The organism is Micromonospora sp. NPDC048040 (assembly GCF_055587185.1).
Genome location: NZ_JBVJGT010000001.1, coordinates 105,181 through 131,740 on the forward strand (window position 1 = coordinate 105,181; position 26,560 = coordinate 131,740).

Annotated in this window: 26 protein-coding genes and 3 tRNA genes; 16 read left to right on the forward strand and 13 right to left on the reverse strand. The window is 75.1% G+C overall.

The window, feature by feature from the left end:
• Positions 1-18 precede the first annotated feature (18 nt).
• On the reverse strand, positions 19-1,308 hold the full coding sequence (locus tag ACZ6O2_RS00440; protein ID WP_466021528.1) for a hypothetical protein: 1,290 nt from the start codon (positions 1,306-1,308) through the stop codon (positions 19-21).
• A gap of 309 nt (positions 1,309-1,617) precedes the next feature.
• Between ACZ6O2_RS00440 and ACZ6O2_RS00445 the strand changes: the two genes are divergently transcribed.
• The 4 genes from ACZ6O2_RS00445 to ACZ6O2_RS00460 all read left to right on the forward strand — a co-directional run bounded on the left by ACZ6O2_RS00445 (position 1,618) and on the right by ACZ6O2_RS00460 (position 3,142).
• Entirely contained in the window at positions 1,618-2,421 is an 804-nt protein-coding gene (locus ACZ6O2_RS00445) for a fumarylacetoacetate hydrolase family protein (RefSeq protein WP_393266832.1), read from the forward strand.
• Positions 2,422-2,528: 107 nt separating this feature from the next.
• Positions 2,529-2,600 (forward strand) — tRNA-Gln (locus tag ACZ6O2_RS00450).
• Positions 2,601-2,736: 136 nt separating this feature from the next.
• Positions 2,737-2,809, forward strand: a tRNA-Glu gene (locus tag ACZ6O2_RS00455).
• A gap of 260 nt (positions 2,810-3,069) precedes the next feature.
• A tRNA-Glu gene (locus tag ACZ6O2_RS00460) sits at positions 3,070-3,142 on the forward strand.
• Between the two features lie 235 nt (positions 3,143-3,377).
• On the opposite strand, the gene ACZ6O2_RS00465 is transcribed toward ACZ6O2_RS00460, so the two are convergent.
• Positions 3,378-4,064 (reverse strand): IclR family transcriptional regulator, encoded by a 687-nt coding sequence (locus ACZ6O2_RS00465; RefSeq protein ID WP_350684716.1) that lies wholly within the window; start codon positions 4,062-4,064, stop codon positions 3,378-3,380.
• 49 nt (positions 4,065-4,113) lie between these two features.
• Between ACZ6O2_RS00465 and leuC the strand changes: the two genes are divergently transcribed.
• From leuC to ACZ6O2_RS00485, 4 genes are all read left to right on the forward strand, one after another.
• Entirely contained in the window at positions 4,114-5,562 is a 1,449-nt protein-coding gene (leuC, locus tag ACZ6O2_RS00470) for a 3-isopropylmalate dehydratase large subunit (protein WP_350704778.1), read from the forward strand.
• A 15-nt stretch (positions 5,563-5,577) separates the two neighbouring features.
• Entirely contained in the window at positions 5,578-6,165 is a 588-nt protein-coding gene (gene leuD, locus ACZ6O2_RS00475) for a 3-isopropylmalate dehydratase small subunit (protein ID WP_350704780.1), read from the forward strand.
• A 172-nt stretch (positions 6,166-6,337) separates the two neighbouring features.
• On the forward strand, positions 6,338-7,006 hold the full coding sequence (locus tag ACZ6O2_RS00480; protein WP_466021529.1) for an HU family DNA-binding protein: 669 nt from the start codon (positions 6,338-6,340) through the stop codon (positions 7,004-7,006).
• Positions 7,007-7,144: 138 nt separating this feature from the next.
• On the forward strand, positions 7,145-9,115 hold the full coding sequence (locus ACZ6O2_RS00485; protein ID WP_466021530.1) for an endonuclease/exonuclease/phosphatase family protein: 1,971 nt from the start codon (positions 7,145-7,147) through the stop codon (positions 9,113-9,115).
• 78 nt (positions 9,116-9,193) lie between these two features.
• Here the strand turns inward: ACZ6O2_RS00485 and ACZ6O2_RS00490 are convergent, their stop codons facing one another.
• From ACZ6O2_RS00490 to cofC, 4 genes are all read right to left on the reverse strand, one after another.
• Positions 9,194-10,162 carry an NUDIX hydrolase gene (locus tag ACZ6O2_RS00490; RefSeq protein WP_466021531.1) on the reverse strand — a complete coding sequence of 323 codons (969 nt, stop codon included), beginning with the start codon at positions 10,160-10,162 and terminating at the stop codon, positions 9,194-9,196.
• 24 nt (positions 10,163-10,186) lie between these two features.
• On the reverse strand, positions 10,187-12,352 hold the full coding sequence (locus ACZ6O2_RS00495) for an RNA degradosome polyphosphate kinase (RefSeq protein WP_466021703.1): 2,166 nt from the start codon (positions 12,350-12,352) through the stop codon (positions 10,187-10,189).
• Between the two features lie 221 nt (positions 12,353-12,573).
• Complete coding sequence (locus tag ACZ6O2_RS00500; protein WP_350684722.1) at positions 12,574-12,771, reverse strand: cold-shock protein; 198 nt, start codon at positions 12,769-12,771, stop codon at positions 12,574-12,576.
• 72 nt (positions 12,772-12,843) lie between these two features.
• Positions 12,844-13,488 carry a 2-phospho-L-lactate guanylyltransferase gene (gene cofC, locus ACZ6O2_RS00505; protein ID WP_466021532.1) on the reverse strand — a complete coding sequence of 215 codons (645 nt, stop codon included), beginning with the start codon at positions 13,486-13,488 and terminating at the stop codon, positions 12,844-12,846.
• 118 nt (positions 13,489-13,606) lie between these two features.
• Between cofC and ACZ6O2_RS00510 the strand changes: the two genes are divergently transcribed.
• From ACZ6O2_RS00510 to ACZ6O2_RS00525, 4 genes are all read left to right on the forward strand, one after another.
• On the forward strand, positions 13,607-14,341 hold the full coding sequence (locus tag ACZ6O2_RS00510; RefSeq protein WP_350704789.1) for a lysophospholipid acyltransferase family protein: 735 nt from the start codon (positions 13,607-13,609) through the stop codon (positions 14,339-14,341).
• 76 nt (positions 14,342-14,417) lie between these two features.
• Positions 14,418-15,416, forward strand: a complete 999-nt coding sequence (locus tag ACZ6O2_RS00515; RefSeq protein ID WP_350704791.1) for an NAD(P)H-dependent glycerol-3-phosphate dehydrogenase — start codon at positions 14,418-14,420, stop codon at positions 15,414-15,416.
• A gap of 4 nt (positions 15,417-15,420) precedes the next feature.
• Entirely contained in the window at positions 15,421-16,533 is a 1,113-nt protein-coding gene (locus tag ACZ6O2_RS00520) for a cystathionine gamma-lyase (RefSeq protein WP_466021533.1), read from the forward strand.
• A 209-nt stretch (positions 16,534-16,742) separates the two neighbouring features.
• Positions 16,743-17,531: a putative protein N(5)-glutamine methyltransferase gene (locus tag ACZ6O2_RS00525; RefSeq protein ID WP_466021534.1), complete on the forward strand. Its 789-nt coding sequence runs from the start codon at positions 16,743-16,745 to the stop codon at positions 17,529-17,531.
• A 181-nt stretch (positions 17,532-17,712) separates the two neighbouring features.
• Here ACZ6O2_RS00525 and ACZ6O2_RS00530 read toward each other — a convergent pair whose 3' ends face one another.
• Both ACZ6O2_RS00530 and ACZ6O2_RS00535 read right to left on the reverse strand, forming a co-directional pair.
• Positions 17,713-17,913 (reverse strand): DUF397 domain-containing protein, encoded by a 201-nt coding sequence (locus ACZ6O2_RS00530; RefSeq protein ID WP_466021535.1) that lies wholly within the window; start codon positions 17,911-17,913, stop codon positions 17,713-17,715.
• Positions 17,914-17,917: 4 nt separating this feature from the next.
• Positions 17,918-18,763, reverse strand: coding sequence for a helix-turn-helix domain-containing protein (locus tag ACZ6O2_RS00535; protein WP_350704798.1), 846 nt, complete (start codon positions 18,761-18,763; stop codon positions 17,918-17,920).
• Between the two features lie 279 nt (positions 18,764-19,042).
• Between ACZ6O2_RS00535 and ACZ6O2_RS00540 the strand changes: the two genes are divergently transcribed.
• Positions 19,043-19,261 (forward strand): hypothetical protein, encoded by a 219-nt coding sequence (locus ACZ6O2_RS00540; protein WP_350704800.1) that lies wholly within the window; start codon positions 19,043-19,045, stop codon positions 19,259-19,261.
• Positions 19,262-19,375: 114 nt separating this feature from the next.
• Here ACZ6O2_RS00540 and ACZ6O2_RS00545 read toward each other — a convergent pair whose 3' ends face one another.
• Entirely contained in the window at positions 19,376-20,659 is a 1,284-nt protein-coding gene (locus ACZ6O2_RS00545; RefSeq protein ID WP_350704802.1) for an ATP-binding protein, read from the reverse strand.
• Between the two features lie 208 nt (positions 20,660-20,867).
• Between ACZ6O2_RS00545 and ACZ6O2_RS00550 the strand changes: the two genes are divergently transcribed.
• Entirely contained in the window at positions 20,868-21,974 is a 1,107-nt protein-coding gene (locus ACZ6O2_RS00550; protein ID WP_350705121.1) for a D-alanine--D-alanine ligase family protein, read from the forward strand.
• 79 nt (positions 21,975-22,053) lie between these two features.
• On the opposite strand, the gene ACZ6O2_RS00555 is transcribed toward ACZ6O2_RS00550, so the two are convergent.
• Both ACZ6O2_RS00555 and ACZ6O2_RS00560 read right to left on the reverse strand, forming a co-directional pair.
• A complete protein-coding gene (locus tag ACZ6O2_RS00555; RefSeq protein ID WP_350704804.1) occupies positions 22,054-22,698 on the reverse strand; it encodes a DUF3515 family protein in 645 nt (214 codons plus the stop codon).
• Positions 22,699-22,932, reverse strand: a complete 234-nt coding sequence (locus tag ACZ6O2_RS00560) for an Lrp/AsnC ligand binding domain-containing protein (protein WP_350686149.1) — start codon at positions 22,930-22,932, stop codon at positions 22,699-22,701.
• 123 nt (positions 22,933-23,055) lie between these two features.
• Here ACZ6O2_RS00560 and ACZ6O2_RS00565 point away from each other — a divergent pair, with 123 nt between their 5' ends.
• Together ACZ6O2_RS00565 and ACZ6O2_RS00570 are read left to right on the forward strand one after the other, a co-directional pair.
• Entirely contained in the window at positions 23,056-23,994 is a 939-nt protein-coding gene (locus ACZ6O2_RS00565; RefSeq protein ID WP_466021536.1) for a thiamine-phosphate kinase, read from the forward strand.
• Between the two features lie 29 nt (positions 23,995-24,023).
• Positions 24,024-24,491 carry a GNAT family N-acetyltransferase gene (locus ACZ6O2_RS00570; protein ID WP_350704808.1) on the forward strand — a complete coding sequence of 156 codons (468 nt, stop codon included), beginning with the start codon at positions 24,024-24,026 and terminating at the stop codon, positions 24,489-24,491.
• 60 nt (positions 24,492-24,551) lie between these two features.
• Here ACZ6O2_RS00570 and ACZ6O2_RS00575 read toward each other — a convergent pair whose 3' ends face one another.
• Positions 24,552-25,808: an ATP-grasp domain-containing protein gene (locus ACZ6O2_RS00575; protein WP_350704810.1), complete on the reverse strand. Its 1,257-nt coding sequence runs from the start codon at positions 25,806-25,808 to the stop codon at positions 24,552-24,554.
• A 306-nt stretch (positions 25,809-26,114) separates the two neighbouring features.
• Positions 26,115-26,306 carry a 50S ribosomal protein L28 gene (gene rpmB / locus ACZ6O2_RS00580; RefSeq protein WP_088963534.1) on the reverse strand — a complete coding sequence of 64 codons (192 nt, stop codon included), beginning with the start codon at positions 26,304-26,306 and terminating at the stop codon, positions 26,115-26,117.
• Positions 26,307-26,560: the final 254 nt, after the last annotated feature.

Genomic DNA, 26,560 nt, shown 5'->3' on the forward strand with positions numbered 1-26,560 from the left:
CCGCCGCCCCGCCGCCGGTCAGGGCACGTCCACCCGGACCCCGGCGGAGAACACCCCGCTGCGCAGCTCCAACTGTTGCGGCGGCGCCTGCCCGTCGACCGTGAAGACCAGCGGCAGCACCATCCGGCTGCCGCCCGCCATCGGCTGGGCGAAGATGTCGCGGCCCTGGTTGGCGGCCCGGGTGGCCTGCTCGTCGGTGCTGACGAAGTTGCCGTCCGGCAGGTACGCCCGTTGCAGGCGGCCGTGCCAGCTCTGCTTCTCCGGGGTGAGGTTGCGCACCCCGACCGTGGCCTGGCACTGCCGCGCGCCGCGGCCCGGCTCGCAGGCGACCCGGAAGACGGTGAACTCGAACGCCGACTCGCGCAGCGGCTCGCCGATCGCGCCGTTGGTGCCCCGGCCGATCCACGCGCCGCTGGTCGGCTGGCTGTCGGTGTCGATGGCCGCGACCTCCCGGGTGGCCGTCCAGGCGGCGGTGCCCACCGTGCCGGCCAGCACCGCGGCGGCCACCGGCACGATCAGCCAGACGGACGGCGTGCGGCGGGTCTGCGCCGGCCGGGGCGTGGCGGCCCGCGGGTAGACGGTCCCCCGCCCGCCGGGCGCGAGGGCTGCGGCGACGGGCCGGCGGCGGCGCCGCTGCCACGTCCAGACGCCGCCGAGCGCGAGCACCGCCACCGTGGCCAGCCCGGCCAGCAGCACGGGTGTCCGACGCCACGCCGGCGTCTCCGGGGTCTCCTTCGCCGCCGCCGGCGCGGCCGCGTTCCAGGTCGCCGTCGCGCAGTCGTACGGCCGGCTGCCGTCGCGGGCGAAGGCGCAGGCCGGTGCGGTCAGCGGCCGGTCGGGGGCGGCGGTGGTCAGCGTCGTGCCCAGGGTGGTGGTGCTGCGGGCGGGCAGCTTGAGCTGCCAGGTCACCGCGGTGGCGGACTGGCCGGTGGCGCGGGTGGCCCGGCCGCCGGTGGTGATGGCGGTCGCCGAGGCGCCGGGCGGCAGCTCCTGCCGCACGGTGGTGTCCACCGGCGTGTTGCCGGCGTTGCGGACCTGGATCCGGTAGCGCGGCGCCGGCGTGCTCTCCGGCGCCACCGCCACCGTGACCGGCGGCTTCGCCATCGGCGGGGCGGCCCGGGTCGGGGTGGGCACCGCCGGCGGCACCGACGGCATCGCCGGCGCCGGGGTCGGCGCGGCCGCCGCCGGTGGTGGCTGCGCGGCCGCCGCGGGTGGTGCCGCCGTGGGCAGTGCCGGCGCGGCGGCGAGGATGCCGAGGCAGTGGACGAACACTGCGAGGGCCCTGTGGTGTCGTGTCGATGCAGGCATACGAACGAACCTCCGGAGCCGACGCTAGGGGCGGGGCGACGCCGGGCGGGTACGAAGTCGCGAAGTCCGCCCCGGGACGCGGGACGTGGCGTAGGGTGCGCGGCCCGGGGCGCGCCTGGGGTTGCGCGGGCCGGTCGGTGCCAGGGTGCGCGGGCGGGACGGGCGCGCCTACGGCGCCTCGGTACGGGCGCGCCTACGGCGCCTCGGGCCGGGCGGCGCGCCGCCGTGCTGCTGCCCGCCGGCCGGGATCCGCCGGGGCGGGTCGTGGCCTGGGCCGGGGCGCGGGTCGTCCGGGACTAGATTGGCCTGGTGCGTATCGCTCGTTTTGCTCATGCCAAGGGAATGTCGTTCGGGGTCGTCGAGGGCGAGCCGGAGGCGGGCCCGCAGGGCCTGACCGTCGCCGAGATCGAGGGCCACCCGTTCGGCCAGATCCAGTTCTCCGGCGCCCGCTGGGCGCTCTCCGACGTCCGGCTGCTCTCGCCGATCCTGCCCAGCAAGGTCGTCTGCGTCGGGCGCAACTACGCCGAGCACGCCGCCGAACACGGCACCGAGGTGCCGAAGGAGCCGCTGCTGTTCCTCAAGCCGTCCACGTCGGTGATCGGGCCCCGCGACGCGATCCGGCTGCCGATCTTCTCCAAGCAGGTCGAGCACGAGGCGGAGCTGGCGGTGGTGATCGGCGCGCCGGGCGCCCGGCGCGCCGACCGGGCCGCCGCGGAGCGGGCCATCTTCGGCTACACCTGCGCCAACGACGTCACGGCCCGGGATCTCCAGCGCTCCGACGGCCAGTGGACCCGCGCCAAGGGCTTCGACTCGTTCTGCCCGATCGGGCCGTGGATCACGACCGGGCTCGACGTGCGGGACCTGGAGGTCCGGTGTGAGGTGGGTCGCAATCCCGAGGAGATGGAGGTCCGCCAGCTCGGCCGTACGCGGGACATGGTCTTCGACGTGCCGGCCCTGGTGTCGTACGTCTCGCACGTGATGACGCTGCTCCCCGGCGACGTGGTGCTCACGGGCACGCCGGCGGGGGTTAGCCCGCTCACGGACGGGGATACGGTCACCGTGCGGATCGAGGGGATCGGGGAGCTGACCAATCCGGTGGTGCCCGTCGCCTGATCCGGGTCGAGGCCCGGTTTTCGCAGCTCAGAGGCGGTTCCGGGGGCTCGATTTGGCCTGTCGGCACCGGGAGGGTAAAGTTTGTTCCCGGCACCGCAAGGGGCCAATGGGGTATGGGGTAATTGGCAGCCCGACTGATTCTGGTTCAGTTAGTCTAGGTTCGAGTCCTGGTACCCCAGCGCAGCCGAGGTTCGAGAGAGCCTCGGGCGTTGGATCTCGGTGGAGAGAAGCTCCGGTTCCCGTCAGGGAGTCGGAGGTTCTCTCTGATAGAGTCCAGCAGCGCCGCTCGGGAGAGCGGTGTGGCAAGGAAGTTCTGGCCCCGTCGTCTAGCGGCCCAGGACGCCGCCCTCTCAAGGCGGTAGCGCCGGTTCGAATCCGGTCGGGGCTACAGCATTGGCCCGTCTCACCCTGGTGAGGCGGGCCGTTTCGCATTTCCGACCCGGTCCGGTTGCCACCCGCCCGGTCTGCGCCGATCCTGCCCGTCCGGCCGCCTCTGCCCGGTTTCCTGCGGCGACCGCGTGCCGGCCGCCCGGCACCTGGCGTCGCGGAGGCCCGCGCGCCCGCCCGACCCGGTGCCGGCCCCCTCAGGGGACGCCGCTAGACTACAGCGGCACCGTTCGCAAGGGCGGTGGAAGCAGGGAAAGTCTTGGCCCCGTCGTCTAGCGGCCCAGGACGCCGCCCTCTCAAGGCGGTAGCGCCGGTTCGAATCCGGTCGGGGCTACAACACGAATGGTCCGCCTCGCTCCAGCGAGGCGGACCATTTCGCTGTTCCAGCCACCCCGTTTCCCGGCCGGCTCTCGGCTACCGGTCCTGGCCCGGCTCTCGGCTGCCGTCCTGGCCCGGCTCTCGGCGGCCCGCGCGGGCTCTCGGCACCGCCCGGATTCCGGCTTCCCGGCCGAATGCCGGCGGCCCGCCCGCCTGCCGGACCCCGGCCTGGAAGGCCGCCGGCGGGTGGGTCAGAGGCCGGAGAGGCGTTGGCCGGCCCGGACGACGGCCATGGCGTGGCGTTCGCCGGGGCGGCGGCCGAGGCGCTCGATCGGGCCGGAGACGCTGATCGCGGCGATGACCCGACCGGTGCGGTCGCGGATCGGCGCTGAGATGCTCGCCACACCGGCCTCCCGCTCGGCGACACTCTGCGCCCAGCCGCGGCGGCGTACCTCGGCGAGGGTGCGGCCGGTGAACTTCGACCTGGGCAGCAGCGGCATCACCGCCTCCGGCGGCTCCCACGCGAGCAGGATCTGGGCCGCCGAGCCGGCCGTCATCGGCAGCACCGAGCCGACCGGCACGGTGTCCCGCAGGCCGCTGGCCCGCTCGGCGGCGGCCACGCAGATCCGCTCGTCGGCGCGGCGCAGGTAGAGCTGCGCGCTCTCGCCGGTGGCGTCGCGCAGGGCGGCCAGCAGCGGCTCCGCCGCCGTCAGGAGCACGTCCGGCGCGGCGTTGGCGAGCTCACCCAGGCGCGGGCCGGGGCGCCAGCGGCCCTGGGTGTCCCGGACGAGCATCCGGTGGATCTCCAGCGCCTGCGCCAGCCGGTGCGCGGTCGCCCGGGGCAGCTTGGTGCGTTCAACGAGTTCGGCCAGGCTGGCGCCGTCGACGCAGGCGGCCAAGATGACCACCGCCTTGTCGAGAACGCCGACACCGCTCATACTGTGTCCCACAAGCCGAAATTTACCTCCCAGAATTTAGGATGTCCAGATGGTGGGAGTCACTACTACCGAGCCGAGGACCCTGGCCGAGAAGGTCTGGGACGCGCACGTCGTACGGGCCGCCGAGGGCGAGCCCGACCTGCTCTTCATCGACCTGCACCTGCTGCACGAGGTGACCAGCCCGCAGGCCTTCGACGGGCTGCGCCTCGCCGGCCGCCGGGTGCGCCGCACCGACCTCACGCTCGCGACAGAGGACCACAACACCCCGACCGGGTACGCCGACCCGTCGTTCCGGGAACGGCGTGGCGACCTGCTCACCATCGCCGACCCCACCTCGCGCACACAGATCGAGACGCTGCGCCGCAACTGCGCCGAGTTCGGCGTGCGGCTGCACCCGTTGGGCGACGCCAACCAGGGCATCGTGCACGTCATCGGCCCGCAGCTCGGCGTCACCCAGCCCGGCATGACCATCGTGTGTGGCGATTCGCACACCGCCACCCACGGCGCGTTCGGGGCGCTCGCGTTCGGCATCGGCACGAGCGAGGTCGAGCACGTGCTGGCCACCCAGACGTTGCCGCAGAGCCGGCCGAAGACGATGGCGGTGAACGTGACGGGGCAACTCGCCCCCGGGGTCACCGCCAAGGACCTGGTGCTCGCGCTGATCGCCCAGGTCGGCACCGGCGGCGGTCGCGGCCACATCGTCGAGTACCGCGGCGAGGCGATCCGGTCGCTGTCCATGGAGGGGCGGATGACCATCGCCAACATGTCGATCGAGTGGGGCGCCAAGGCCGGCATGATCGCGCCCGACGAGACCACGTTCGCGTACCTGAAGGGGCGGCCGAACGCCCCGCAGGGCGCCGACTGGGACGCGGCGGTCGCCTACTGGCGGAGCCTGCCCACCGACGAGGGCGCGACCTTCGACGCCGAGGTGACCCTCGACGCCAGCGCGGTCACCCCGTTCGTCACCTGGGGCACCAACCCGGGTCAGGGCGCGCCGCTGGGCGCGTCGGTGCCGGACCCGGAGGAGTTCGTCACCGACGCCGAGCGGACCGCCGCGCGCCGCGCGCTGGAGTACATGGACCTGCGCCCCGGCACCCCGCTGCGCGACCTCGCGGTCGACGTGGTCTTCGTCGGCTCCTGCACCAACGGCCGGCTGGAGGACCTCCGGGCCGCCGCCGACGTGCTGCGCGGGCACCGGGTCGCCGACGGGGTGCGGATGCTCGTCGTGCCCGGCTCCGCCGCCGTCCGCGAGGCGGCCGAGGCGGAGGGGCTGGACAAGGTCTTCACCGACGCCGGGGCCGAGTGGCGCTTCGCCGGCTGCTCGATGTGCCTGGGCATGAACCCGGACACGCTCTCCCCGGGCCAGCGCTCCGCGTCCACCTCCAACCGCAACTTCGAGGGCCGCCAGGGCCGGGGCGGACGCACCCACCTGGTCTCCCCGCCGGTCGCCGCCGCCACCGCCGTGGCGGGCCGGCTGGCCGCTCCCGCCGACCTGTAGAAGGGCACACCGCAGATGGAGAGGTTCACCACCCACACCGGCACCGCCGTGCCGCTGCGCCGTTCCAACGTGGACACCGATCAGATCATCCCCGCCGTGTACCTCAAGCGGGTGACCCGGACCGGTTTCGCGGACGGCTTGTTCAGCGCCTGGCGCGAGGACCCCGAATTCGTGCTCAACGATGCGGCGTATTCCGGTTCGTCGATTCTCGTGACCGGTCCGGAGTTCGGCACCGGCTCCTCCCGGGAGCACGCCGTCTGGGCGCTGCGCGACTGGGGCTTCCGTGCCGTGATCTCCCCCCGCTTCGGCGACATCTTCCGGGGCAACGCGCTCAAGGAGGGGTTGCTCCCGGTCGAGTTGGAATTGAAAGCGGTCGAGGAGATCTGGGATCTCGTCGAGTCCGACCCGACCACCCCGGTCACCGTCGACCTGACCGCCCGGCAGGTCCGGGTCGGTGAGGCCACCTGGTCGTTCCCGCTCGACGACTTCAGCCGCTGGCGGCTGATGGAGGGCTTGGACGACATTGGACTCACCCTCCGGCACGAGGCCGAGATCGGCGCCTTCGAGGCCACCCGGCCGCCGTTCCTGCCCTCGGTCGCATAGCCGTACGCCCGATCCCGTAGCGGTTTCCGCCCCCGCCGGTCTGACCGGTGGGGGCGAATCCGTTACGACACAAGGGCTTTTTTCCACCGAATGTTTGTGTCCCGGCAGCACAGGGCATACCGTGCGCGCAGAATGGCTCGCGTCGAGTCAGTTGCACAATCGGGAGGAAGTCGTGAACAAGGCCGAGCTCATCGAGGCGCTCGCCGTTCGCCTGGGGGACCGGAAGACGGCGACGGCCGCGCTTGACGCGGTCCTCGCTGAGGTCCAGGCGGCGGTCACCAAGGGCGAGAAGGTGGCGATCACCGGATTCGGAGCGTTCGAAAAGCGCGTCCGGGGCGCCCGAACAGCGCGCAACCCACGGACCGGCGAGGCGGTGAAGGTCAAGAAGACATCCGTCCCGACCTTCCGCCCGGGCGCCGGGTTCAAGGAGATGGTGGCCAGCGGCAAGGTGCCGAAGGCCACGGCGGCGGCGAAGAAGACCGCCGCGGCCGCCGCCAAGGCCACGGGTGCCAAGGCCACGGGTGCCAAGGCGGCGGGTGCCAAGGCGGCGGGTGCCAAGGCGACCGGCGCCAAGGCCACCACGGCCGCGGCGAAGAAGACCACCGCGGCGAAGGCCACCGCGGCGAAGAAGACGGCCGCGGCCAAGAAGACCACGGCGGCGAAGGCGGCCAAGACCACCGCGGCGAAGAAGACCACGACCGCCAAGGCCGCCCCGGCGAAGAAGACCGCCGCGGCGAAGACGACCGCGGCCAAGAAGACGACCGCGGCCAAGAAGACGACCGCGGCCAAGAAGGCCCCGGCGAAGAAGGCCCCGGCGAAGAAGGCCGCGGCCAAGCGCTGATGTCGAGCGGTACGAGGGCGTCCACCGGCACGGTGGGCGCCCTCGCCGCGTCCGCGTGCCCGCCGTCGGGGCGTTGACCGCAACGGTGCGCTGCACGCAGAATCGCCGCACCCCTTCCGGTCGGCGAAAGGCAGCCCCGTGCGCTACCGCCACCGCACCACCCTCAGCCTCGCCCTGGGCGTCGTGCTGCTGGTCGACGTGCTGCGTGTCTTCCTGCCGGCGGTCATCACCATCTTCGGGCAGGCCGCCTCGACCCCGGCCGAACTGCTGGGAGCGTTCGCGCTCGGCTGGTTCGTGCTCGCCCTGGCCGCGCCCGCGCTGGTCCGCCGGGTCGGCGCCCGCCCGGTCACGCTCGTCGCCGCCGTCCTGCTGGTCGCCGCCCGGCTCGCCGTCACCGGCCAACCGGGCGGGCGGCTCCAGCTCTGGCTCGCCACGGCCGGGCTGCTCGCCGGGCTGGTCTGGCTCGCCGGTGTCGCCGCCGCCACCGACCGGCCGGTGCCCGGCCTGGCGCTCGGGCTGGCCTTCGGGGCGATCCTGCACACCGCGCTGGACACGTACCGCCTGGGCTTCCTCGGGAGCTGGCAGTCGTGGCTCGCGGCCGGCCTGGTCGGCGGACTCTTCCTGGCGGGGCAGACGCGGCCCGCGCCGCCGGCCGGCCCGGGCGGCGTACGGAGCTGGCTGCTGGCCGGCCCGGCGCTGCTGCTCGCCGGCATGGTGGCGCTCTCCCCGGCGGTCGCCCGCACGGCGACGACGTACCAGTTCGGTCTGCTGCGGTCGCATCCCGGCGACGAGGTGGGGGTCGCCACCGTGCCGCTCCTCGGCCCCGCCCCGGTCGCCGTGGCGGTCGGCGGATTCCTGCTCGCCGCGCTGGCGTCACCGCGCCAGGGGGCGTGGCGGTGGCTCGCCCCGGCGGCCCTGGTGGCCGGGGCCGTCCTCTTCGCCCTCGAGCGCGGGGAACTGCTGCTGCCGGCCGTCCTGCTCGCCGCGGCGGGGCTCGGCGGCTGCCTGGCGTCCGCTGGCGCGGCCGACGGACGGGACGCCCCCGCCGCCGGCTCCACCGAAGGGGCCGAGGCCACCGCTGCCGCCGGGTTCGCGGTGGTCGACGACACCGCCGGTCCGGGCCGGGCGGCGGGCCGGCGCGCGTACGCGGTGGTCGCCGGGATGCTGCTCTTCGCCGTCGCGGCGGTGCTCTACTACGCGGCGTACGACCTCGGCCACCCCAACGCCGGGGTGCCCGTGGCCGTGGCGGTGCTGGTCGCCGCGGTCGCCCTGGCCGCCCGGCCCGCGGTGGGCCCGGTGCCGTCGTCGCCGCCGCCGGTGCGGACCGCCGCCGTGGCCACCGCGCTGGCGCTGGTCGCCGCGATCGCCAGCGACGAGCTGCTGTCCGCGAGCAACCGGGACGGGCCGCCCGACACGGTGCGGGTGGCGGCGTACAACGTCCGGATGGGTTTCGGGACGGACGGCCGCTTCGACCCGGACGCGCTGGCGCGGGCCGTCGCCGGGGCCGACGTCGTGGCGCTCAGCGAGGTGGACCGGGGCTGGCTGCTCAACGGCGGCCACGACACGCTCGACCTGCTGGCGGAGCGGCTGGACATGCCGTACGTCTTCGCGCCGGCCGCCGACCCGCTCTGGGGCGACGCCGTGCTGAGCCGCTGGCCCCTGGACGGGGCCCGGACCCGGCCGCTGCCGGCGGTCGGCGCGCCCACCGGCGCGCAGGCCCTCGGGGTCACGGTCGACCTCGGCGACGGCGTCCGCCTCGCGGTGGTCGCCACCCACCTGCAACCGCCGCCCGGCCAGGGCCCGGTGGTCCAGGCCCGCGCGGTCGCCGACTTCGCCCTCCGGTACGCGGCCGGCCGCCCGCTGGTGGTCGCCGGCGACCTGAACACCGAGCCGGGCGATCCGGCGTTCGCCGAGTTCACCCGGGCCGGGCTGGTTGACGCGTTGGCCGCGGCCCGCCCGCTGCCGACCAGCCCGGCGGACGACCCGCGCCAGCAGATCGACCACGTCTTCGTCACGCCCGACCTGGGCGTAGGCGATCCGGTGGCCCCGCTCGGCACGGCCAGCGACCACCTGCCGGTCGCCGTGACCCTGAGCCTGCCACCGGCCTGACCCGCCGCCGAGCGGTGTCGGCCGGGGCGCGCGGGCGGCCGCACCGCACCGGGCCGGTGGGTCGGCGGGGGCGGCCGGTCAGAGGCGGTCGGCGGCGAGCAGGCGGTCCCCGGCGAAGGCGAGCAGCCAGCCGCCGCCCTTCGGGGTGGTGAAGTCGCCCGCCCGCCCGCTGAGCCGCTCCAGGGCGGCCGGAATTACCTTGCCCTGGCTGCACACCCCCGCCTGCTCGCCGGAGGCCGCCAGCGCGGTCAGGCGGGCGGCGACGGCCAGTGCGCACTCGTCGGGCTGCTGGCCCGGCCGCGGCTCGTCCAGGTCGCCGCTCACCTCGATCGGCAGGTCGAGCAGCGCCGCCGCCGGGTCGAGGGTCTGCACGCACCGGCGGGCCGATGCCGACAGCAGCCGCGCCGGGCGGACCAGCGCCACCAGCGGGGCCAGCGCCTGCGCCTGCGCCCAGCCCCGGGCGTCGAGCGGTCGGCCGGTGTCCGGGCCGGACCAGGTGCCCCGCTTGCCGGCGTGCCCGTGCCGGACGAGCGCGATCGTCCCGGTCACCGCCGGCAGGGTCGCGAACGCGGCCAGCACCTCCGCGTCGTGCGGGTAGCTGACCAGCCGCACGGCCTCGTCGACGTCGAGCCAGCGCACCTCGTCGACCTCCGTGCCCGGCTGGAAGCCGCCGTCGGCCACCGCCCGCATAGACCAGTAGTCGACCACCTTCGGCCGGCCCTCGCTGCGGTAGCGCACGCTGGGCAGCCGCGTCTGCGGCACCGCCCGGACGTCGGCCTCCTCGGCCACCTCGCGTACGGCGGCGAGCAGGGGGTGCTCGTCCGGCTCCAGCTTGCCCTTCGGCAGCGACCAGTCGCCGTAGCGGGGCCGGTGCACCAGGCACACCAGCACCCTGGCGCGCCGCGCGCCCGGGCCCACGGCGGTGGGGCCGGGGTCGTCGGCGGGGCGCCACACGACGCCGCCGGCCGCCCGGATCGGCGTCGTCCCGTCGGTGACGTCGGCCGCCCAGCTCCGACCCGGGCCGGCCGCGTCCCGCTCATCCAGCATCCGGTCAGCCTATGCGCGCGCCGGTCAGCCCGCCGTGCCACCGACGCGACGCAGCAGCAGTTCCTGCAGGTGCACCAGCGGCTCCTCGGCCGTGCCGGTACGCCGGCTCCAGCTGCCGTCCGCCGCCAGCTCGAACGCCTCCACGTCCGGGCTCATCGCGGCGGCCATGACGTGGTCCAGCTCGGCCCGGGCGACCGGGTCGCTGACCTGCACCAGCGCCTCGACGCGGCGGTCCAGGTTGCGGTGCATCAGGTCGGCCGAGCCCATCCAGAACTCGGCGTCGCCGTTGTTGCCGAACCGGAAGATCCGGGAGTGCTCCAGGAACCGGCCCAGGATGGAGCGGACCCGGATGTTCTCCGACAGGCCCGGCACCCCCGGCCGCAGCGTGCACATGCCCCGGATGACCAGGTCGACGTGCACGCCGGCCCGGGAGGCCCGGTAGAGGGCGTCGGTGATCTCCTCGTCGACCAGCGAGTTCACCTTGATCTGCACGAGCCCGGGCATGCCGAGCCGCACGTGCGAGATCTCCCGCTCGATGCGCTCGATCAGCCCGCTGCGGATGCCCTGCGGGGCGACCAGCAGCCGCCGGTACGCGGTCTGCCGGCTGTAGCCGGTGAGGACGTTGAACAGGTCGGTCAGGTCGGCGCCGATCTCCGGGTCGGCGGTGAGCATGCCGAAGTCCTCGTAGAGCCGGGCGGTCTTCGGGTGGTAGTTGCCGGTGCCGATGTGGCAGTAGCGGCGGATCTGGTTGCCCTCCTGGCGTACCACCAGGGCGGTCTTGCAGTGCGTCTTCAGGCCCACCAGGCCGTAGACGACGTGGCAGCCGGCGCGCTCCAGGGTGCGCGCCCAGCCGATGTTGGCCACCTCGTCGAAGCGCGCCTTCAGCTCGACCAGCACCACCACCTGCTTGCCCGCGGCCGCCGCGTCGACCAGCGCGTCGACGATCGGCGAGTCGCCGCTGGTGCGGTAGAGGGTCTGCTTGATGGCCAGCACGTCGGGGTCGGCGGCGGCCTGCTCGATGAAGCGCTGCACGCTGGTGGCGAACGAGTGGTACGGGTGGTGCACCAGGATGTCGCCGTCGCGCAGGGTGGCGAAGACGCTGCGCGGCACCTCGCCCTCGGTGAGCCGGGGATGGGTGGCCGGCACGAACGGCGGGTCCTTCAGGTCCGGCCGGTCGGCCTCGTTGTAGAGCTGCCACAGCGCGGAGAGGTCCAGCAGGCCGGGCACCCGCAGCACCTCCTGGTCGTGCATGTCCAGCTCGCGGACGAGCAGCTCCAGCATGTGGTCGGAGATCGAGGCGTCCACCTCCAGCCGGACGGGCGGGCCGAACCGGCGCCGGGCCAGCTCCCGTTCCAGGGCCTGGAGCAGGTCCTCGTCGCGGTCCTCGTCGACCTCCACCTCGGCGTTGCGGGTGACCCGGAACAGGTGGCACTCGACCACCTGCATGCCGGAGAAGAGCTGTCCCAGGTGCACCGAGATCAGGTCCTCCACCGGCAGCATCCGCACGCCCGGCAGGTCCCGGTGCACCCGGACGAACCGGGGCACGTTGTTCGGCACCTTCACCCGGGCGAACAGCTCGGAGCCGCCGTCCGGGTCGCGCACCGCCACGGCCAGGTTGAGCGACCGCCCCGAGATGTACGGGAACGGGTGCGCCGGGTCGACCGCCAGCGGGGTCAGCACCGGGAAGATCTGCTCCCGGAAGTACGCGCGCAGCCGCTCCCGTTCGGGGTCGTCCAGGGCCGCCCAGCGCAGGATGCGGATGTCCTCGGCGGCCAGCTTCGGCAGGACGTCGTCGGTGAAGCAGGCCGAGTGCCGGGTGACCAGCGTGGCGGCCTTCTCGGCGACCAGCTCCAGCTGGGTGCGCAGCGGCATCCGGTCGCCACCGCGTACCGGCAGGCCGGCCTGGAGCCGCCGCTTCAGCCCGGCCACCCGCACCATGTAGAACTCGTCCAGGTTGCTGGCGAAGATGGCCAGGAACTTGGCCCGCTCCAGCAGCGGCGTGCGCGGGTCCTCGGCGAGCGCCAGCACCCGGGCGTTGAAGTCGAGCCAGGAGAGTTCCCGGTTGAGGAAGCGGTCCTCGGGCAGCGGCGCCACGGCGGGCGGCTCGTCGTCGGCGCCGGGCGCCGCCGGGGCCGGGGCCGCCGGGGCGGCGGGGGACGGCCCGGTGACCGGGTCCAGCACCTCCTCCAGGCCGGCGGAGGCGGTCGCCGCGTCGGGGCCGTCGTCGGTCCGGGCGGCCCCGGGCGGCTCGCTCGGGCGGAAGCGGCCGTCGGCGCCCCGGGAGCGGGTGCCGTTGCGGGCTGCGGCCGACTCGGCGGCGCGTGGCGGTCGGTTGGCGGGCTCGCGAGGGGTGCTCACCCGCCCATAATCACCCGGTCCGGGTTAACGCAAAATGAACATCGACCAGTCGCTCAGGCCATCGTCGGCAACGTCACCCGGACGACCTCGCCGGCGGCGTCGGTCTCGACGCGCAGCCGCTGGCCGAGGCGGAGCAGCCGCAGGCCGGAGGCGTCGAACGCCCGGGCCGGGAAGGCCAGCTCGGTGCCGTCGTCGAGGAGCAGCATCCCGCTGCGGGTCGCCGCGTCGTAGGTGGCCACCGTGCCCTGCATGCCCCGCACGCTACACCGCCCGCACCCCGCACCCCGCCCGCACACCGCCGCGTCCACGCCGGCCGGCGCGGGTCAGGCGGGGCAGCCGGCGGCGGCGAGCGCGGCGGTCTCCGGCCCCAGCCCGAGCCGGGCCGCCGCGGCCAGGTCGTCGGCGGTGTCCACGTCGCGGCGCAGGCTCGGCCAGTCCCCGGTCAGGGCCAGCGCCCCGCTTGTGGCGTGCGCGGCGGCCGAGCCGACCCCGAACCGGGGATCCAGGGGCACGCCCGGTGGCGCGGCCAGCAGCACGGTGCCGTCGCCGGGGGCGTCGGGCACGTACCGGCGTACGTCCGCCGGGCCGGCCTGTGCCGCGTGCAGCGCCGCCGCCAGCTCGGTCGGGCGCAGCGCGGGCAGGTCGGCGGTGAGCCCGGCCACCCAGCCGCCGCCGGCGGCCGACGCGCCGTGCCGGAAGGCGGCGTTCAGGCCGGCGTCCGGGGCGTCCGGCAGCGCGCGGGCGCCCGCCTGGCGGGCCGCCGCGGCCACCCGGGCGTCGTCGGTGACCACCAGCACCCCGGCCACCGCCGGGCAGGCCCGCACCGCGGCGACCGTGTCGGCCGCCAGGGCCAGCGCCAGCGCCTCGTGCGGTACGGCCGGCAGCGCCCCCCGCAGCCGGCTCTTCGCGGCGGCGAGGCGCTTCACCGGCACCACGACGGTCCACCTCGGCTGACTCACACCCGCCATCCTGCCAGCCGGACGGCGGTACCCTCTCTGGCCGGACCCGGGGCGAGCAGGCATGATTTCCGCTGCGGGCGTAACCGGGTGCGGACCGGTGCGGGTCGGGGCGGGACGAGGAGGCGCAGTGACACGGCGGAGGCTGGGGTTCTGGCAATGGTTCGCCGTGGTGCTGGTCAAGCCGGTCATGACGGTCTGGACCCGGCGCACCTGGCGCGGCATGGAGCACCTCCGCCGCGACGGTGGCGTGATCATCGTGCCGAACCACATCTCGCACGCCGACCCCCTGGTCGCGGCGCACTTCGTCTACGACTCCGGCCGCTGGCCGCGCTTCCTCGGCAAGGCCAGCGTGTTCCGGGTCCCGGTGGTCGGCTGGATCCTGCACCGGTGCCGGCAGATCCCGGTCGAGCGGGGCACCGTGGACGCGGTGAAGTCGCTGGACGCCCTGGTCGCCGCGCTCGACGAGGGCGGCGCCGTGGTGATCTACCCGGAGGGCACCACCACCCGCGAACCGGACCTGTGGCCGATGAAGGGCAAGACCGGCGCGGCCCGGCTCGCGCTCGCCACCGGCGCGCCGGTGATCCCGGTCGCCATGTGGGGCCCGGAGCGCATCTTCGACCCGCGCAGGGCCCGGCTCAACCCGCGGCCCCGGATCCCGGTGACCGTGGTCGCCGGCCCGCCGGTCGACCTGAGCCGGTGGACCGAAGCCACCCCGACGAAGGCTGTCCTCGAGGAGATGACCGACACCATCATGCTGCGGCTGCGTGACATGCTCGCGGAGGTTCGGGGCGGCACGCCGCCGCCCCTGTGGGAACGACCGGGCCGCCCCGGTGGCGAGCGCCGGCCGGGAGCGGCGGCGTGAGCGAGTGGAGCGAGCGAACCATCAGGCACGGCAGCGTGGCGCCTCGCGCCGTCGCCGAGCAGAGCGAGGTGGCGGCGTGAGCGGGCACGTCGCGGTGCTGGGGGCCGGCTCGTGGGGGACGGCCTTCGCCAAGATCCTCGCCGACGCCGGCCGGGACGTCACCATCTGGGCGCGCCGCCGGCCGGTCGCCGACACGATCCGCGCCGAGCGGCGCAACCCGGAGTACCTGCCGGACGTGCTCCTGCCGTCCCGGGTCACGGCGACCGGGGACGCCGCCGAGGCGATCACCGGGGCCGAGCTGGTGGTGCTGGCCGTGCCGTCGCAGACGCTGCGCGGCAACCTCGCCGAGTGGAGCGGGCACCTGCACCCGGACGCCACCCTGGTCTCGCTGATGAAGGGCATCGAGCTCGGCACCACCAGGCGGATGAGCGAGGTGATCGTGGAGACCGCCGGGGTGGCGGCGGACCGGGTGGTGGTGGTCTCCGGGCCCAACCTGGCCCCCGAGATCGCCGCCGAGCAGCCGGCCGCCACCGTGGTCGCCTGCACCGACCCGGACCGGGCCACGCTGGTGCAGCGGTCGATCACCACCTCCTACTTCCGCCCGTACACCAACGACGACGTGATCGGCTGCGAGCTGGGCGGCGCGGTGAAGAACGTGATCGCGCTGGCGTACGGCATCGCCGTCGCGATGGGCTTCGGCGACAACACCCGGGCCATGCTGGTCACCCGGGGGCTGGCCGAGACCGCCCGGCTCGGGGTGGCCCTGGGCGCCGACCCGCTCACCTTCGCCGGCCTGGCCGGGATGGGTGACCTGGTCGCCTCCTGTTCCTCGCCGATGGCCCGCAACCGCACGTTCGGAGAGCACCTGGGCCGGGGCGCGACCCTGGAGGAGGCCCGCGTCGCCACCCGGCAGACCGCCGAGGGGGTCAAGAGCGCCCTCGCCATCCGCGACCTGGCCCGGGCGCACGCGGTGGAGATGCCGATCACCGAGCAGGTGGAGCTGGTCTGCCACGAGGGTGTCGACCCGCGCCTCGCCGTCGACGCCCTGATGAGCCGGACGACGAAACCGGAGTGAGCGAGTGACCGCACCGCACGACGGCACCCGATGCGTCCGCGCCGGCCTGCCCGAGCCGGCCCCCGGCCAGCCGTTCCTGCCGGGGCCGGTCTTCGCCGCGCCGTACCACCTGGACCCGTGGGCGGGGCCGGCGGCGGCGCCGAACGGCTACGGCCGGCCGGACAACCCCACCCGCCGGCTGCTGGAGGCGGCCGTCGGGGAGCTGGAGGGGGGCGACTGCCGGGTCTTCGCCAGCGGACAGGCCGCGATCACCGGGCTGCTGCTGACGGTGCTGAGGCCGGGGGACACCGTGGTGCTCCCGTCGGACGGCTACTTCGCCGTCCGGGCCTTCGCCCGGGACACGCTGGAGGGGATCGGGGTGCGGGTGCTTCTCACCCCGACCGCCGGCCCCCACCCGGACTTCGACGGCGTACGCCTGGTGCTGCTGGAGACGCCGGCGAACCCCGGCCTGGACGTCGCCGACGTGTCGGCGCTGGCTGCCCGCGCGCACGCGGCCGGCGCCCTGGTCGCGGTCGACAACACCACCGCCACGCCGCTCGGGCAGCGCCCGCTCGACCTCGGCGCCGACCTCGTGGTGGCCTCCGGCACCAAGGCGCTCACCGGGCACTCGGACCTGCTGCTCGGCTACGTCGCCACCCGCTCGTCCGAACTGCTGGACGCGGTGACCGCCTGGCGGAACGTCACCGGTGCGGTGCCCGGCGCGTTCGACGCCTGGCTCGCGCACCGGTCGCTGGCCACCCTCGACCTGCGGCTGGGCCGGCAGACGGCGAACGCCGAGGCGCTCGCCGGGCTGCTCGTCGGGCGGCCCGACGTGACCGGGCTGCGCTGGCCCGGGCTGCCCGACGACCCGGCCCATCCGGTGGCGTCGGTCCAGATGCGACGGATCCCCGGCGTGCTCTCCTTCGACCTCGGCGACGCCGCGCGGGTGGCGCGGTTCCTCGACGCGGCCCGGCTGGTCGCCGCGGCCACCTCCTTCGGCGGCCTGCACACCACCGCCGACCGGCGGGCCCAGTGGGGCGACGACACCCCGCCCGGCTTCGTCCGGCTCTCCTGCGGCGTGGAGGACGCCGTCGACCTGGTCGCCGACGTGGCCGCCGCGCTCGACGCCAGCCGTTGAGCGCTCGGGCGCGGGCCGTCGAGCACCCGGTGTCGGATGTCGGGCTATCGTGACCGTGGCCCCGAGCGGGGCCGTCCGCGGCCCGCGCCGGGCCCGACCGGAGGAGGTGAGTCCGATCCACCCGACAGGCAGGACCGACGCTCCCCTCCGACGCCACGCCGGTTGACCCGGCGCCCGGGAGCGTCGACGAGCGTTCCCGGAGGTCCACCATGACCGTTTCCTTCCGCCCCGACCGACCCGCCCTCGTGCACCGGCTGCGCGCCGCCGGCTGCGTCTACGCCGAGGACGAGGCGGACCTGCTGATCGCCGCCGCGGACTCGCCGCAGGCGCTCTCCGACCTGGCCGACCGCCGGGTCGCCGGGCTCCCGCTGGAACACCTGCTCGGCTGGGCCGAGTTCTGCGGCGAGCGGATCACCGTCGATCCCGGCGTGTTCGTGCCGCGCGCGCGTACCGCCCTGCTGGTCGACGCCGCCGTCGCGGTGACCGGCCCGGCGGCGGCCGTGGTGGACCTGTGCTGCGGCTCCGGCGCCACCACCGTCGCGCTGGCCCGCCGGCTCGCGCCGCGCTGGCTGGCCGCCGCCGATGTCGACCCCGCCGCCGTGGCCTGCGCCCGGCGCAACCTGGCGCCGCTGGGGGTGCCGGTCTTCCACGGCGACCTGTACGAGCCGCTGCCGGTGCGCTGGCGGGGGAGCCTGGACCTGGTGGTGGCCAACGCCCCGTACGTGCCGACGGCGGCGGTGGCGCTGATGCCGCCGGAGGCCCGGCTGCACGAGGCGCAGGTGGCCCTGGACGGCGGGTCGGACGGGCTGGCGGTGCTGCGCCGGGTCGGCGTGGGCGCGGCGCGCTGGCTGGCCCCGGGCGGGCACCTGGTGGTGGAGACGAGCGAGGCGCAGGCGGACGCGCTCTGCGCGGCGCTGACCGCCGCCGGCCTGCACCCCACGGTGACCCGCGACGACGACCGGGACGCCACCGCCGTCACCGCCCGCCGCCCCGCCTGACCGGGGCTTCGCGTCTCGGCGCGGGCCGCCGCTCGCGACGCGCGACAGGTGGCGGCGCCGCGCGGCAGCCCCGCCGTGACCCGCCCGTCGACGGCCCCACCGGCTCCCAACGGCGGGACCGTCGACGGCGCGGGGGCGCCGGCGTCGCGTGCGGGCAAGCGGCGCCGGCGCCGGGGTGGGGTCAGCGGCGCGGCGGCGCCCCGGCGAAGACGGCCCAGGCGGCGGGCGGGAAGAGCAGCGCCGGGCCGGACGGGTCCTTGGAGTCGCGGACGGCGACGGTCTCCGGGAGCACCGCCATCTCCACGCACGCCCCCTCGTCGCCGCTGCGGCTGCTCTTGCGCCACCGGGCCGCGGCGAGCGTCGCGCTGGTCGTCGGTGTCATGGTCCTACCGTCCCTTCAGGAGTTGGAGGAGCTGGTCTCGGCTGGCCGGCGGGCTGAGCGCGACGGTCCGCAGGTGCTCCATGATCTTGGTGCAGGTACGCAGGTCGCCCGGCCGGTCCAGGACCATCTGCCCGGCCACGGTCTCCACCGAGGCGATGATCGGGTCCTCCGGGTCGGCGAACTCCAGGATGTGCAGCGAGCCCCGGGTGCCCCGGTGGTAGCCGGCGGCGAGGGGGATCACCTGCACCGTGATGTTGGGCAGTTCGCCCATCCGCAGCAGGTGGTGCAGTTGGCTCTCCATCACCGACCGGTCGCCGACCGGCCGCAGCAGCGCGCCCTCGTCGATGATGGCGTCCAGGATCGGCGGCTTGTCGCCGGTGAGCCGCTGCTGTCGGTCTAGCCGGACCTGGACCCGCTGCTCGACCTCGTCGTCGCCGAGGGTGTGCGGGCCGCCCCGCATGACGCCCCGGATGTAGTCGGCGGTCTGCAACAGCCCCGGCACCACGGACGGCTCGAAGTTGGCGATCCCGGTCGCCTCGGCCTCCAGCGCGATGAAGTCGATGGTGCGCCGGTCCAGCAGGTACGAGTACGACACCCACCAGCCGGGTTTGCGCGCGTCCTTGGCCAACTGGACGGCCGCCGCCACCTCGTCCGCGCCGACCCCGTAGAGGGTGAGCAGGGCGCGCACGGTGGCCGGGCTGACCAGCGTCTGCGCGTTCTCGTAGCGGGACAGGGTGCTGCGGGTGCTGCTGATCTCGTCCGCCGCCGCCTCCAGCGTGAGGCCGGCGGCTTCCCGGTGGGTGCGCAACGCGATGCCCAGGCGTCGGGCGCGGGCGGTCTTGGGAGCCATGCATCGATCGTCGCACATCTTTCCGGGAAGGTGTAGATGAGAGAACGTCGATGAGAGTTGCATTCATGGCTGTAGAGATGTCAATCTGTCGTCGCGTCCTCACCGCCGGTTGTCGTGGCGACGGTGGTGGTGAGCGACCGGAGGGGATGGGGCGCGCGGCGATCGGGTTTCTCCCCCGAGCCCGATCGCCGCGTGCCACGCCCCGTGGCCCGCCAGCCGGAAGGGATTCGACGTGAGTACTGGTCAGCAGGCCCGCGCCGACCGCGCCGGCGGCCTCCGATGACACGGTTCCTCGTGGTTCTCACCGACGTCCGCCCCGTCGACGGCGCCGGCCGCGACGAGCGGACCTGCCCCGAGCGGCGCCGCCAGGTGGTCGGCGCGACCAGCCGCGAGGCGGCCGACCGGATCGCCGGCGCGTTCATGGCGCTGGGCATGGTGCGGGCCGGCCGGCAGCGGGTCAAGGTGATCGCCATCGGCCGGCGGCACGCGCGCGGCTGACGCCGCCACGGGCGGCGCGGTCGGGAGTCGGCCCCGCCGGGCGGACGGCCCGCCCGGCCGGCGGCCCGGCCCGGCGGAGAGGCGCGGCCCGGCGCCCCGCCGGGCCGTCCGGCGTCACAGCATCCGGCGCCGCTTCAGGTACGCCACCAGGTCGTCGTAGACGCCCCCCTCGTTGGCGAACATCGCCACGTTGCGGGCGGTGGCCATCCACGGCTTCGTCGAGGGCCGGACCTCCTTCGCCGCCCGCTCCAGGTCCCGCTGCTCGATCATCCGCACCTCGCCGGTGCGCACGGAGTCGGCCATCGCGTACTCGGCGGCGGTCTCGCAGAGGTGGGCCAGGTCGGCACCGGAGTAGTCCTCGGTGGCCGCCACGATCTTCCGCAGGTCGATCCCGGCGATCGGCCGCTCCCGCAGGTGGTACTCCAGGATGGACGCGCGCGCCTCCGCGTCCGGCGGCAGCACCAGCACCACCCGGTCGAGCCGGCCCGGGCGGCGCAGCGCCGGGTCGACGTCCCACGGGGTGTTGGTGGCGGCCAGCACGAAGACGCCCTCGTTGCTGCCCTCCATCCCGTCCAGCTCGGCCAGCAGTTGGTTGCCCAGCGTCCGCATCGAGCTGGAGCCGACCTGCGAGCGCTTGTGCCCGAGGGCGTCGACCTCGTCGAGGAAGAGCACGCAGGGGGCGTTGCGGCGGGCCGCCTGGAACAGCTCGTGCAGGTTGCGCTCCGAGTTGCCCATCCACATGTCCAGCACGTCCACGATCGACAGCGAGATGAACTTGGCGCCCATCTCCCCGGCGACCGCGCGGGCCAGGAAGGTCTTGCCGCAGCCGGGCGGGCCGTAGAGCATCAGGCCGCCGCGCAGGCTCTTGCCGTACATCTTGCGCAGTTGCGGGTTGCGCAGCGGGCCGAGGAAGGCCAGCTCCAGCCGCTCCTTGACCGCCGCCATGCCGCCCACGTCGGCCAGCCGGATGCCGGAGGTCTCCACGTCGTACACCCGGTCGGAGTCGCCGGTCACCGGCTCCGGCTCGTCGCCGGCGCGGGCGAAGCGCGGCGGCACGACGTCGGCCAGCTCCTGCTCGTAGGCCGCCAGCGGGTCGTGGCCGGCGGTCGCGGCGGGGCCGCCGGGCCCGGCCGGCGCCGGGCGCTGCGCCGGCGGCTGCGGGGCCGCCGGGGCCGGCGCCGGCGGCGGGGGTACGGAGCCGCCCAGCGCCCGCTGCATCAGGGCCTGTGCCTGGTCGTTGCCCGGATCCCGGGCGAGCGCCTGACCGACCTGCGCGATCGCCTCCCCGGCCCGGCCGGCGTCCAACAGCAGCGAGGCCAGGTGGAGTCGCAGCGGCAGGTCGTCGGGGCGGGCGTCCAGGGCCGCCGTCAGGGACTCGATGAGGGGATCAGCGCTCATAGGACGAGCAGCGTAGTGGGCGTCCGGTGCCGTCACCGCCCCGGATCTCCGCGCGAGCGATTACACAACGTATATCCTTTGTTGACCGATTGCCGCGTCCTGTCGCCTGTCCCCCGGGTATCGGCAGCCGAGGCCCGCCACGCACAGTAAGGTCAACCGGGTGAGCGCCACCACCGGCGCAGCAGTCGCGTACGAAGAGGTGACCGGAGTGACCACCCCAGGCAGGACCCGCGTGGCGATCGTCTTCGGCGGCCGCAGCCCGGAACACGGCATCTCCTGCGTCAGCGCCGGCAGCGTGCTCGGCGCCCTCGACCCGGACGAGTTCGAGGTGGTGCCGGTGGGCATCACCCGGGCCGGTCAGTGGGTGCTGACCAGCGGCGACCCGGCCCAGTTGGCGATCAACGCGCGCCGGCTGCCGGAGATCACCGCCGAGTCCGGCGCCGACATCGTGCTGCGCGCCGACCCGACCGGCAACGGGCTGATGGTGCTCGACCCGACCGAGGGTCCCCGGGCGCTCGCCGACGTCGACGTGGTCTTCCCGGTGCTGCACGGCGCGTACGGGGAGGACGGCACCATCCAGGGCATGCTGGAGATGGCCGGCATCCCGTACGTCGGGGCGAACGTGTTCGCCTCCGCCGCCGCGATGGACAAGGAGTTCACCAAGAAGCTCTGCGCCGCCGAGGGCATCCCGGTGGGCCCGTACGCGGTGCTGCGCAACGGGATGACGCTGAGCGAGGCGGACAAGGAGCGGCTCGGCCTGCCCGTGTTCGTCAAGCCCTCCCGGGCCGGTTCGTCGTTCGGCATCACCAAGGTCACCGACTGGGCGGACCTGGACGCCGCCGTCGCCGCCGCCCGTCAGATCGATCCGAAGGTGCTGGTCGAGGGGGCAATCGTCGGCCGCGAGATCGAGTGCGGCGTGCTGGAGGGCGAGGCCGGCGGCGCGCCGGAGGCGTCGGTGCTCGCCGAGGTGCGGGTGGTCGGCGAGTACGACTTCTACGACTTCGAGGCGAAGTACATCGACTCCGAGGAGGCCTGCGAGTACGACATCCCCGCCGGCCTGCCCGAGCGGGTGACCCGGCAGGTCCAGGAGTACGCCGTCCGCGCCTTCACCGCGTTGGACTGCGCCGGCCTGGCCCGGGTCGACTTCTTCGTCACCCCGGAGCTGGACGTCTACCTCAACGAGATCAACACGATGCCGGGCTTCACCTCGACGTCGATGTTCCCCCGGATGTGGGCGGCGTCCGGCCTGGAGTACCCGAAGCTGGTCAACCGCCTCATCCGCACCGCCCTGCACCGGGGCGTCGGCCTGCACTGAGCCCGCGGTCCGCCCGTACGCGGAAAAGAGTGGCCCTCCCGATCGGGAGGGCCACTCTTTCCGGTTCGGTGGTGGGCCGTCAGCCCTGGCAGCCCCGCGGCATGTCGCCGCCGGAGGGCACGGAGGCCACGATCGTCTCCGAGATGGGGGAGACCCACTGCAACGCCTGCCCGTACGACCGCGGGACGCGGACCGTCACGGCGGTCTCCCGGTCCAGCGTGGTGAGCACGGTGGCGTCCGTCTCCTCCTGGGCGTACCAGCAGACCTTGTTGACCGTCCACACGTCGTCCGTCTCGCCGACGGTCGGCTCGGCGCCGCCGCAGGCCAGCGTGAGCGCCGGGTCGCCGTACGCGGCGTTCTGCTCCGGGCCGGCGGTGACCGTACGCTGGGCGAGGTCGTTGACCGTCGGCGGCAACTGGGAGAGCAGCGCCCGGCAGACCGTGGCGGGCCGTTCGGCCAGCGCCGGGGCGGCCATCTCGACCGGAGCGGTGGACTGGGCGCGGGGAGCACTTGCCGTCGGGCTCGGCGCGGCGGCCGGCTCGGCCGGCTCGTCCGGGGAAAGCTGGACGAAGGCGAGCACGCCGACCAGCGCGGTGATCGGCAGCGCGACCAGCGTGGCGATCAGCGCGGCGCTCCGGGTCGTCCGGTCCCGGGCCGGGCGGTCGGGGGCGGCCTCGTCCGCCTGGGCGGAATCGGTCACGGGAGAGTCAGTGATCTTGTCCACTTACAGGCGCACCACCGAACACGTGAGGGTGCGGGTGATGCCGGGCACCATCTGCACCTTGCTGACGATGAGTTTGCCGAGCTCGTCGACGGTGTTCGCCTCGGTGAGCACGACCACGTCGTACGGCCCGGTGACGGCGTCGACCCGCACCACGCCGGCAAGGTCCCCGATGTGACCGGCCACGTCGCGCGCGCGGCCGACCTCGGTCTGGATGAGGATGTACGCCTGTACCACGACTCGACCTCCGTCCGTCGCCGCCTGCGGGGCGGCCCGAGAGGAGAAAGTACCTTACGGACCAGGTCTGATCCCTATCGGTGGTCAAGGAGAAGCGGTGAGCGAGCACGGCGGAGGGCCGGCATGAGTGTCGCGGGGGTCGGCGAGTTCGGCCTGATCGACCGGGTGACCGCCCGGTTGTCGTACGGATCGACCGTTCTGCTCGGTCCCGGGGACGACGCGGCGGTGGTGGCCGCCCCGGACGCCCGGGTCGCGGCCTCGACGGACGTGCTGGTGGAGGGGCGGCACTTCCGGCGGGACTGGTCCGCAGCGCGTGACGTCGGCCACCGGGCGGCGGCGGCCAACCTGGCCGACATCGCCGCGATGGGGGCCGAGCCGACCGCGCTGCTGGTCGCGCTCTGCATGCCGCCGGAGTTGGAGACCGGGTGGGCCGAGGAACTCGCCGACGGGCTCGGCGCCGAGGCGGCGAAGGTCGGCGCGAGCGTGGTGGGCGGGGACATGTCCGCCAGCCCCACGCTGACGGTCGCGGTCACCGCCCTCGGCGACCTCGGCGGCCGGCCGCCGGTGACGCGCTCCGGGGCGCGGCCCGGGGACGTGCTGGCCCTGGCCGGCCGGACCGGGTACGCGGCGGCCGGGCTGACGGTGCTCTCCCGGGGCTTCCGCACCCCGCGGCTGCTGGTGGAGGCGTACCGGCGGCCGGAGGTGCCGTACCGGGCCGGACCGCACGCGGCCCGGCTCGGCGCCACCTCGATGATCGACGTGTCGGACGGGCTGCTCGCCGACCTCGGGCACGTGGCCAAGGCCAGCGGCGTGGCCCTCGACGTGCGCCGGGACGCCTTCGAGGTGCCCCGGCAGATGCGCGACGCCGCCCAGGCCCTGGGCGTCGACCCGTACTCCTGGCTGCTCACCGGGGGCGACGACCACGCGCTGGCCGCGACCTTCCCGCCGGCGGTGGCGCTGCCGCCCGACTGGCGCCCGATCGGGCGGGTGACGGCGGGCTCCGGTGTCACGGTCGACGGCGGCCCGTACGACGGACCCGCCGGCTGGGACCACTTCCGGTAAGGGCCGGCGCTGGTCGTACCCTTTACGCCGTGAGTGAGATCGAGATCCGCGCCGAGCGCTTCGACTCGCCGGTCGCGCAGCGGCTGATCCGCGCCGCGCTGGCCGACCTCGGCGCCCGGTACGGCGGCAGCGGCGACGACACCCCGGTGGACCCGGGCGAGTTCGTGTCGCCGGCCGGCGCCTTCCTCGTCGCCCACCTCGGCGGCGAGCCGGTCGGCTGCGGCGGCTGGCGCAGCCACGGCGACGACGGCGACACGGCCGAGCTGAAGCGGATGTACACCGCCCCGGCGGCCCGGGGCCGGGGCGTGGCCCGGGCGGTCCTGGCCGCCGTCGAGCGCTCGGCCCGCGAGCACGGGCGCAAGCGGATCGTCCTGGAGTGCGGCGACAAGCAGCCCGAGGCCATCGCCATGTACACCGCGGCCGGCTACGAGCGGATCCCGAACTTCGGCTTCTACAAGGACGCCCCGGGCTGCCTCTCGTTCGGCCGCACCCTCTGAGCCACCGGCCCGGGGACTCCCGGCCCGGCCGGGCAACCCGCCGGGCCGGCTACGGCACGATCAGGCGGTGGTGAACCGGATCTGCTCGGCGGCCTTGCCGGCCGCGTCGGTCGCCTCGGCCGGGTCGGCGCCCCAGGCCAGCAGGTGACCGCTGCGCCGCAGCGAGGACGTCACCTCCGTCACGGTGTCGCCGACCGCCACGTCGAGCTGCACCTCCAGCACGCCGGGCACCCGGCGGGCCGCGCGCAGCCCGTCGACGGCGGTGACGGTGCCGGGCTCGGCCAGCAGGAACTCGACCGCCGCCGCGCCGGTCGGCCGCGCCGGCAGGGCCGGCCGCTCCCCGCACAGCGTCCGCAGGTACGCCTCGATGAACCCGCACTCGTACGCGATCGACACCAGCGCGGTGATCATGTCGCCGGGCAGCCGGGCGGCGCACTCGACCAGCGTCGGCACCCCGTCGGCGACGATCCACTCGCTGTGCAGCGTGCCGGTGCGGAAGCCGGCGGCGGCGGCCAGCCGGGTCGCCACCTCGACCAGCTCCCGGCGGGTGGGGTCGGGCAGCGCGGTCGGCACCGTGTGGCCGGTCTCCACCGGGGAGCGACCCGGGAGCACCCGCTTGTCCGTGACGTTGGCGAAGATCACCTCGCCGTCGGCGACGAGCAGCTCGACGCTGTGCTCGCACCCGTCGACGACCTGCTCGACGAGCACGCCCGTGGGCAGCCCCCGGCCGGTCGCCTCCGGCGGGTCCTCGGGCGAGGCGGTGCCCGCCCACGCCCCGGCGACCTCCGCCGGGTCGGCGATGATCTGCACGCCCAGGCTGCCCGAGCGGCGGGTGGGCTTCAGCACGCACCGGCCGCCGTGCCGCCGGGCGAACTCGGTCGCCCCGGCGGCGGAGTCGACCAGCGCGAAGGCCGGGTTGGCCAGGCCGGCCTCGGCGGCGAGCAGCCGCATCCGGTGCTTGTCGGAGAAGACGTCGGCCGCCGCCGGACCGGCGCCGGGCAGGCCGAGCGCCTCGGCGAGCCGGGCGGTGGCCCCGACGGCGTACTCGAGGCCGGGCATGACCAGCCGGGCGGCGGCCAGCCCGGGTTCCCGGGCGACCAGCGCGGCGGCGTCGAAGCCGAGCTGGTACTCGGCGGGCACCACGCGGGAGATGAAGGGCATCTCGCGGGCGAACCGCTCCAGCCCCCGGCGCTCGATGACGTCGGGTTCCTCGACGAGGACGACGCTGCCCGCGGGCAGTTCCTCGCTGAACCAGCGCAGCATCCCGAGGGAGGCACCGACGATGACCATCTCGTCCCGGCCTAGATCAAGCTGCACCAGTCGTTCCTCCGCGCTCCGTTGCTCCCCGCGCCGGCCCGAACCGGACTCGCGGCGCACGCAGACCCTAACCGGGCTCGCGCCGCACCTCGAAGGGCGGTCGCGTACCCGTCAGCCGACCCGCCCGGACCCGACACGAACCGGCCCGGGGCCCGCCGGGACCCGACACGAGGCGGGGCGCCGGGACCCGGCACGAGGCGGGGGCGCCGGGACCCGGCACGAGGCCGGCGATCCCGGACACGACAGAACCGGCGGGCCCACGAGGGCCCGCCGGCAATGACGAGTGTGAAGCTGGGGACTACCGCGTCAGGCGCGGGTGACCTTGCCAGCCTTGATGCACGAGGTGCAGACCTGCATCTTCTTGGTGTTCCCGCCACCGGCCGGGGTACGCACCGACTGGATGTTCGGGTTCCAGCGGCGGTTGGTCCGCCGGTGCGAGTGGGACACGTTGTGGCCGAAGCCCGGTCCCTTGCCACAGACGTCGCACACGCTAGCCACGGGATACTCCTGGGTTTGAAACGTTCATGAGGTCGCCGCCAGGCGCTGCCCGGGCAACCTGGCCAGGTTACCCGATGACCCGCACACCCGACCAACCGGCCCCGGGCGGTGCCCGGAGCGGGGCCGGCTCGGCGCGGCGCGGTCGCCCGGTCGGCGCCGTCCCTTCCGGCAGCACCGTACGAAGGGACGCGACCACGAGGGTAGTCCGGCCGGGGCCACCGGAGCCGGCGGCCCCCGACCAGCGGGCCGGGGTC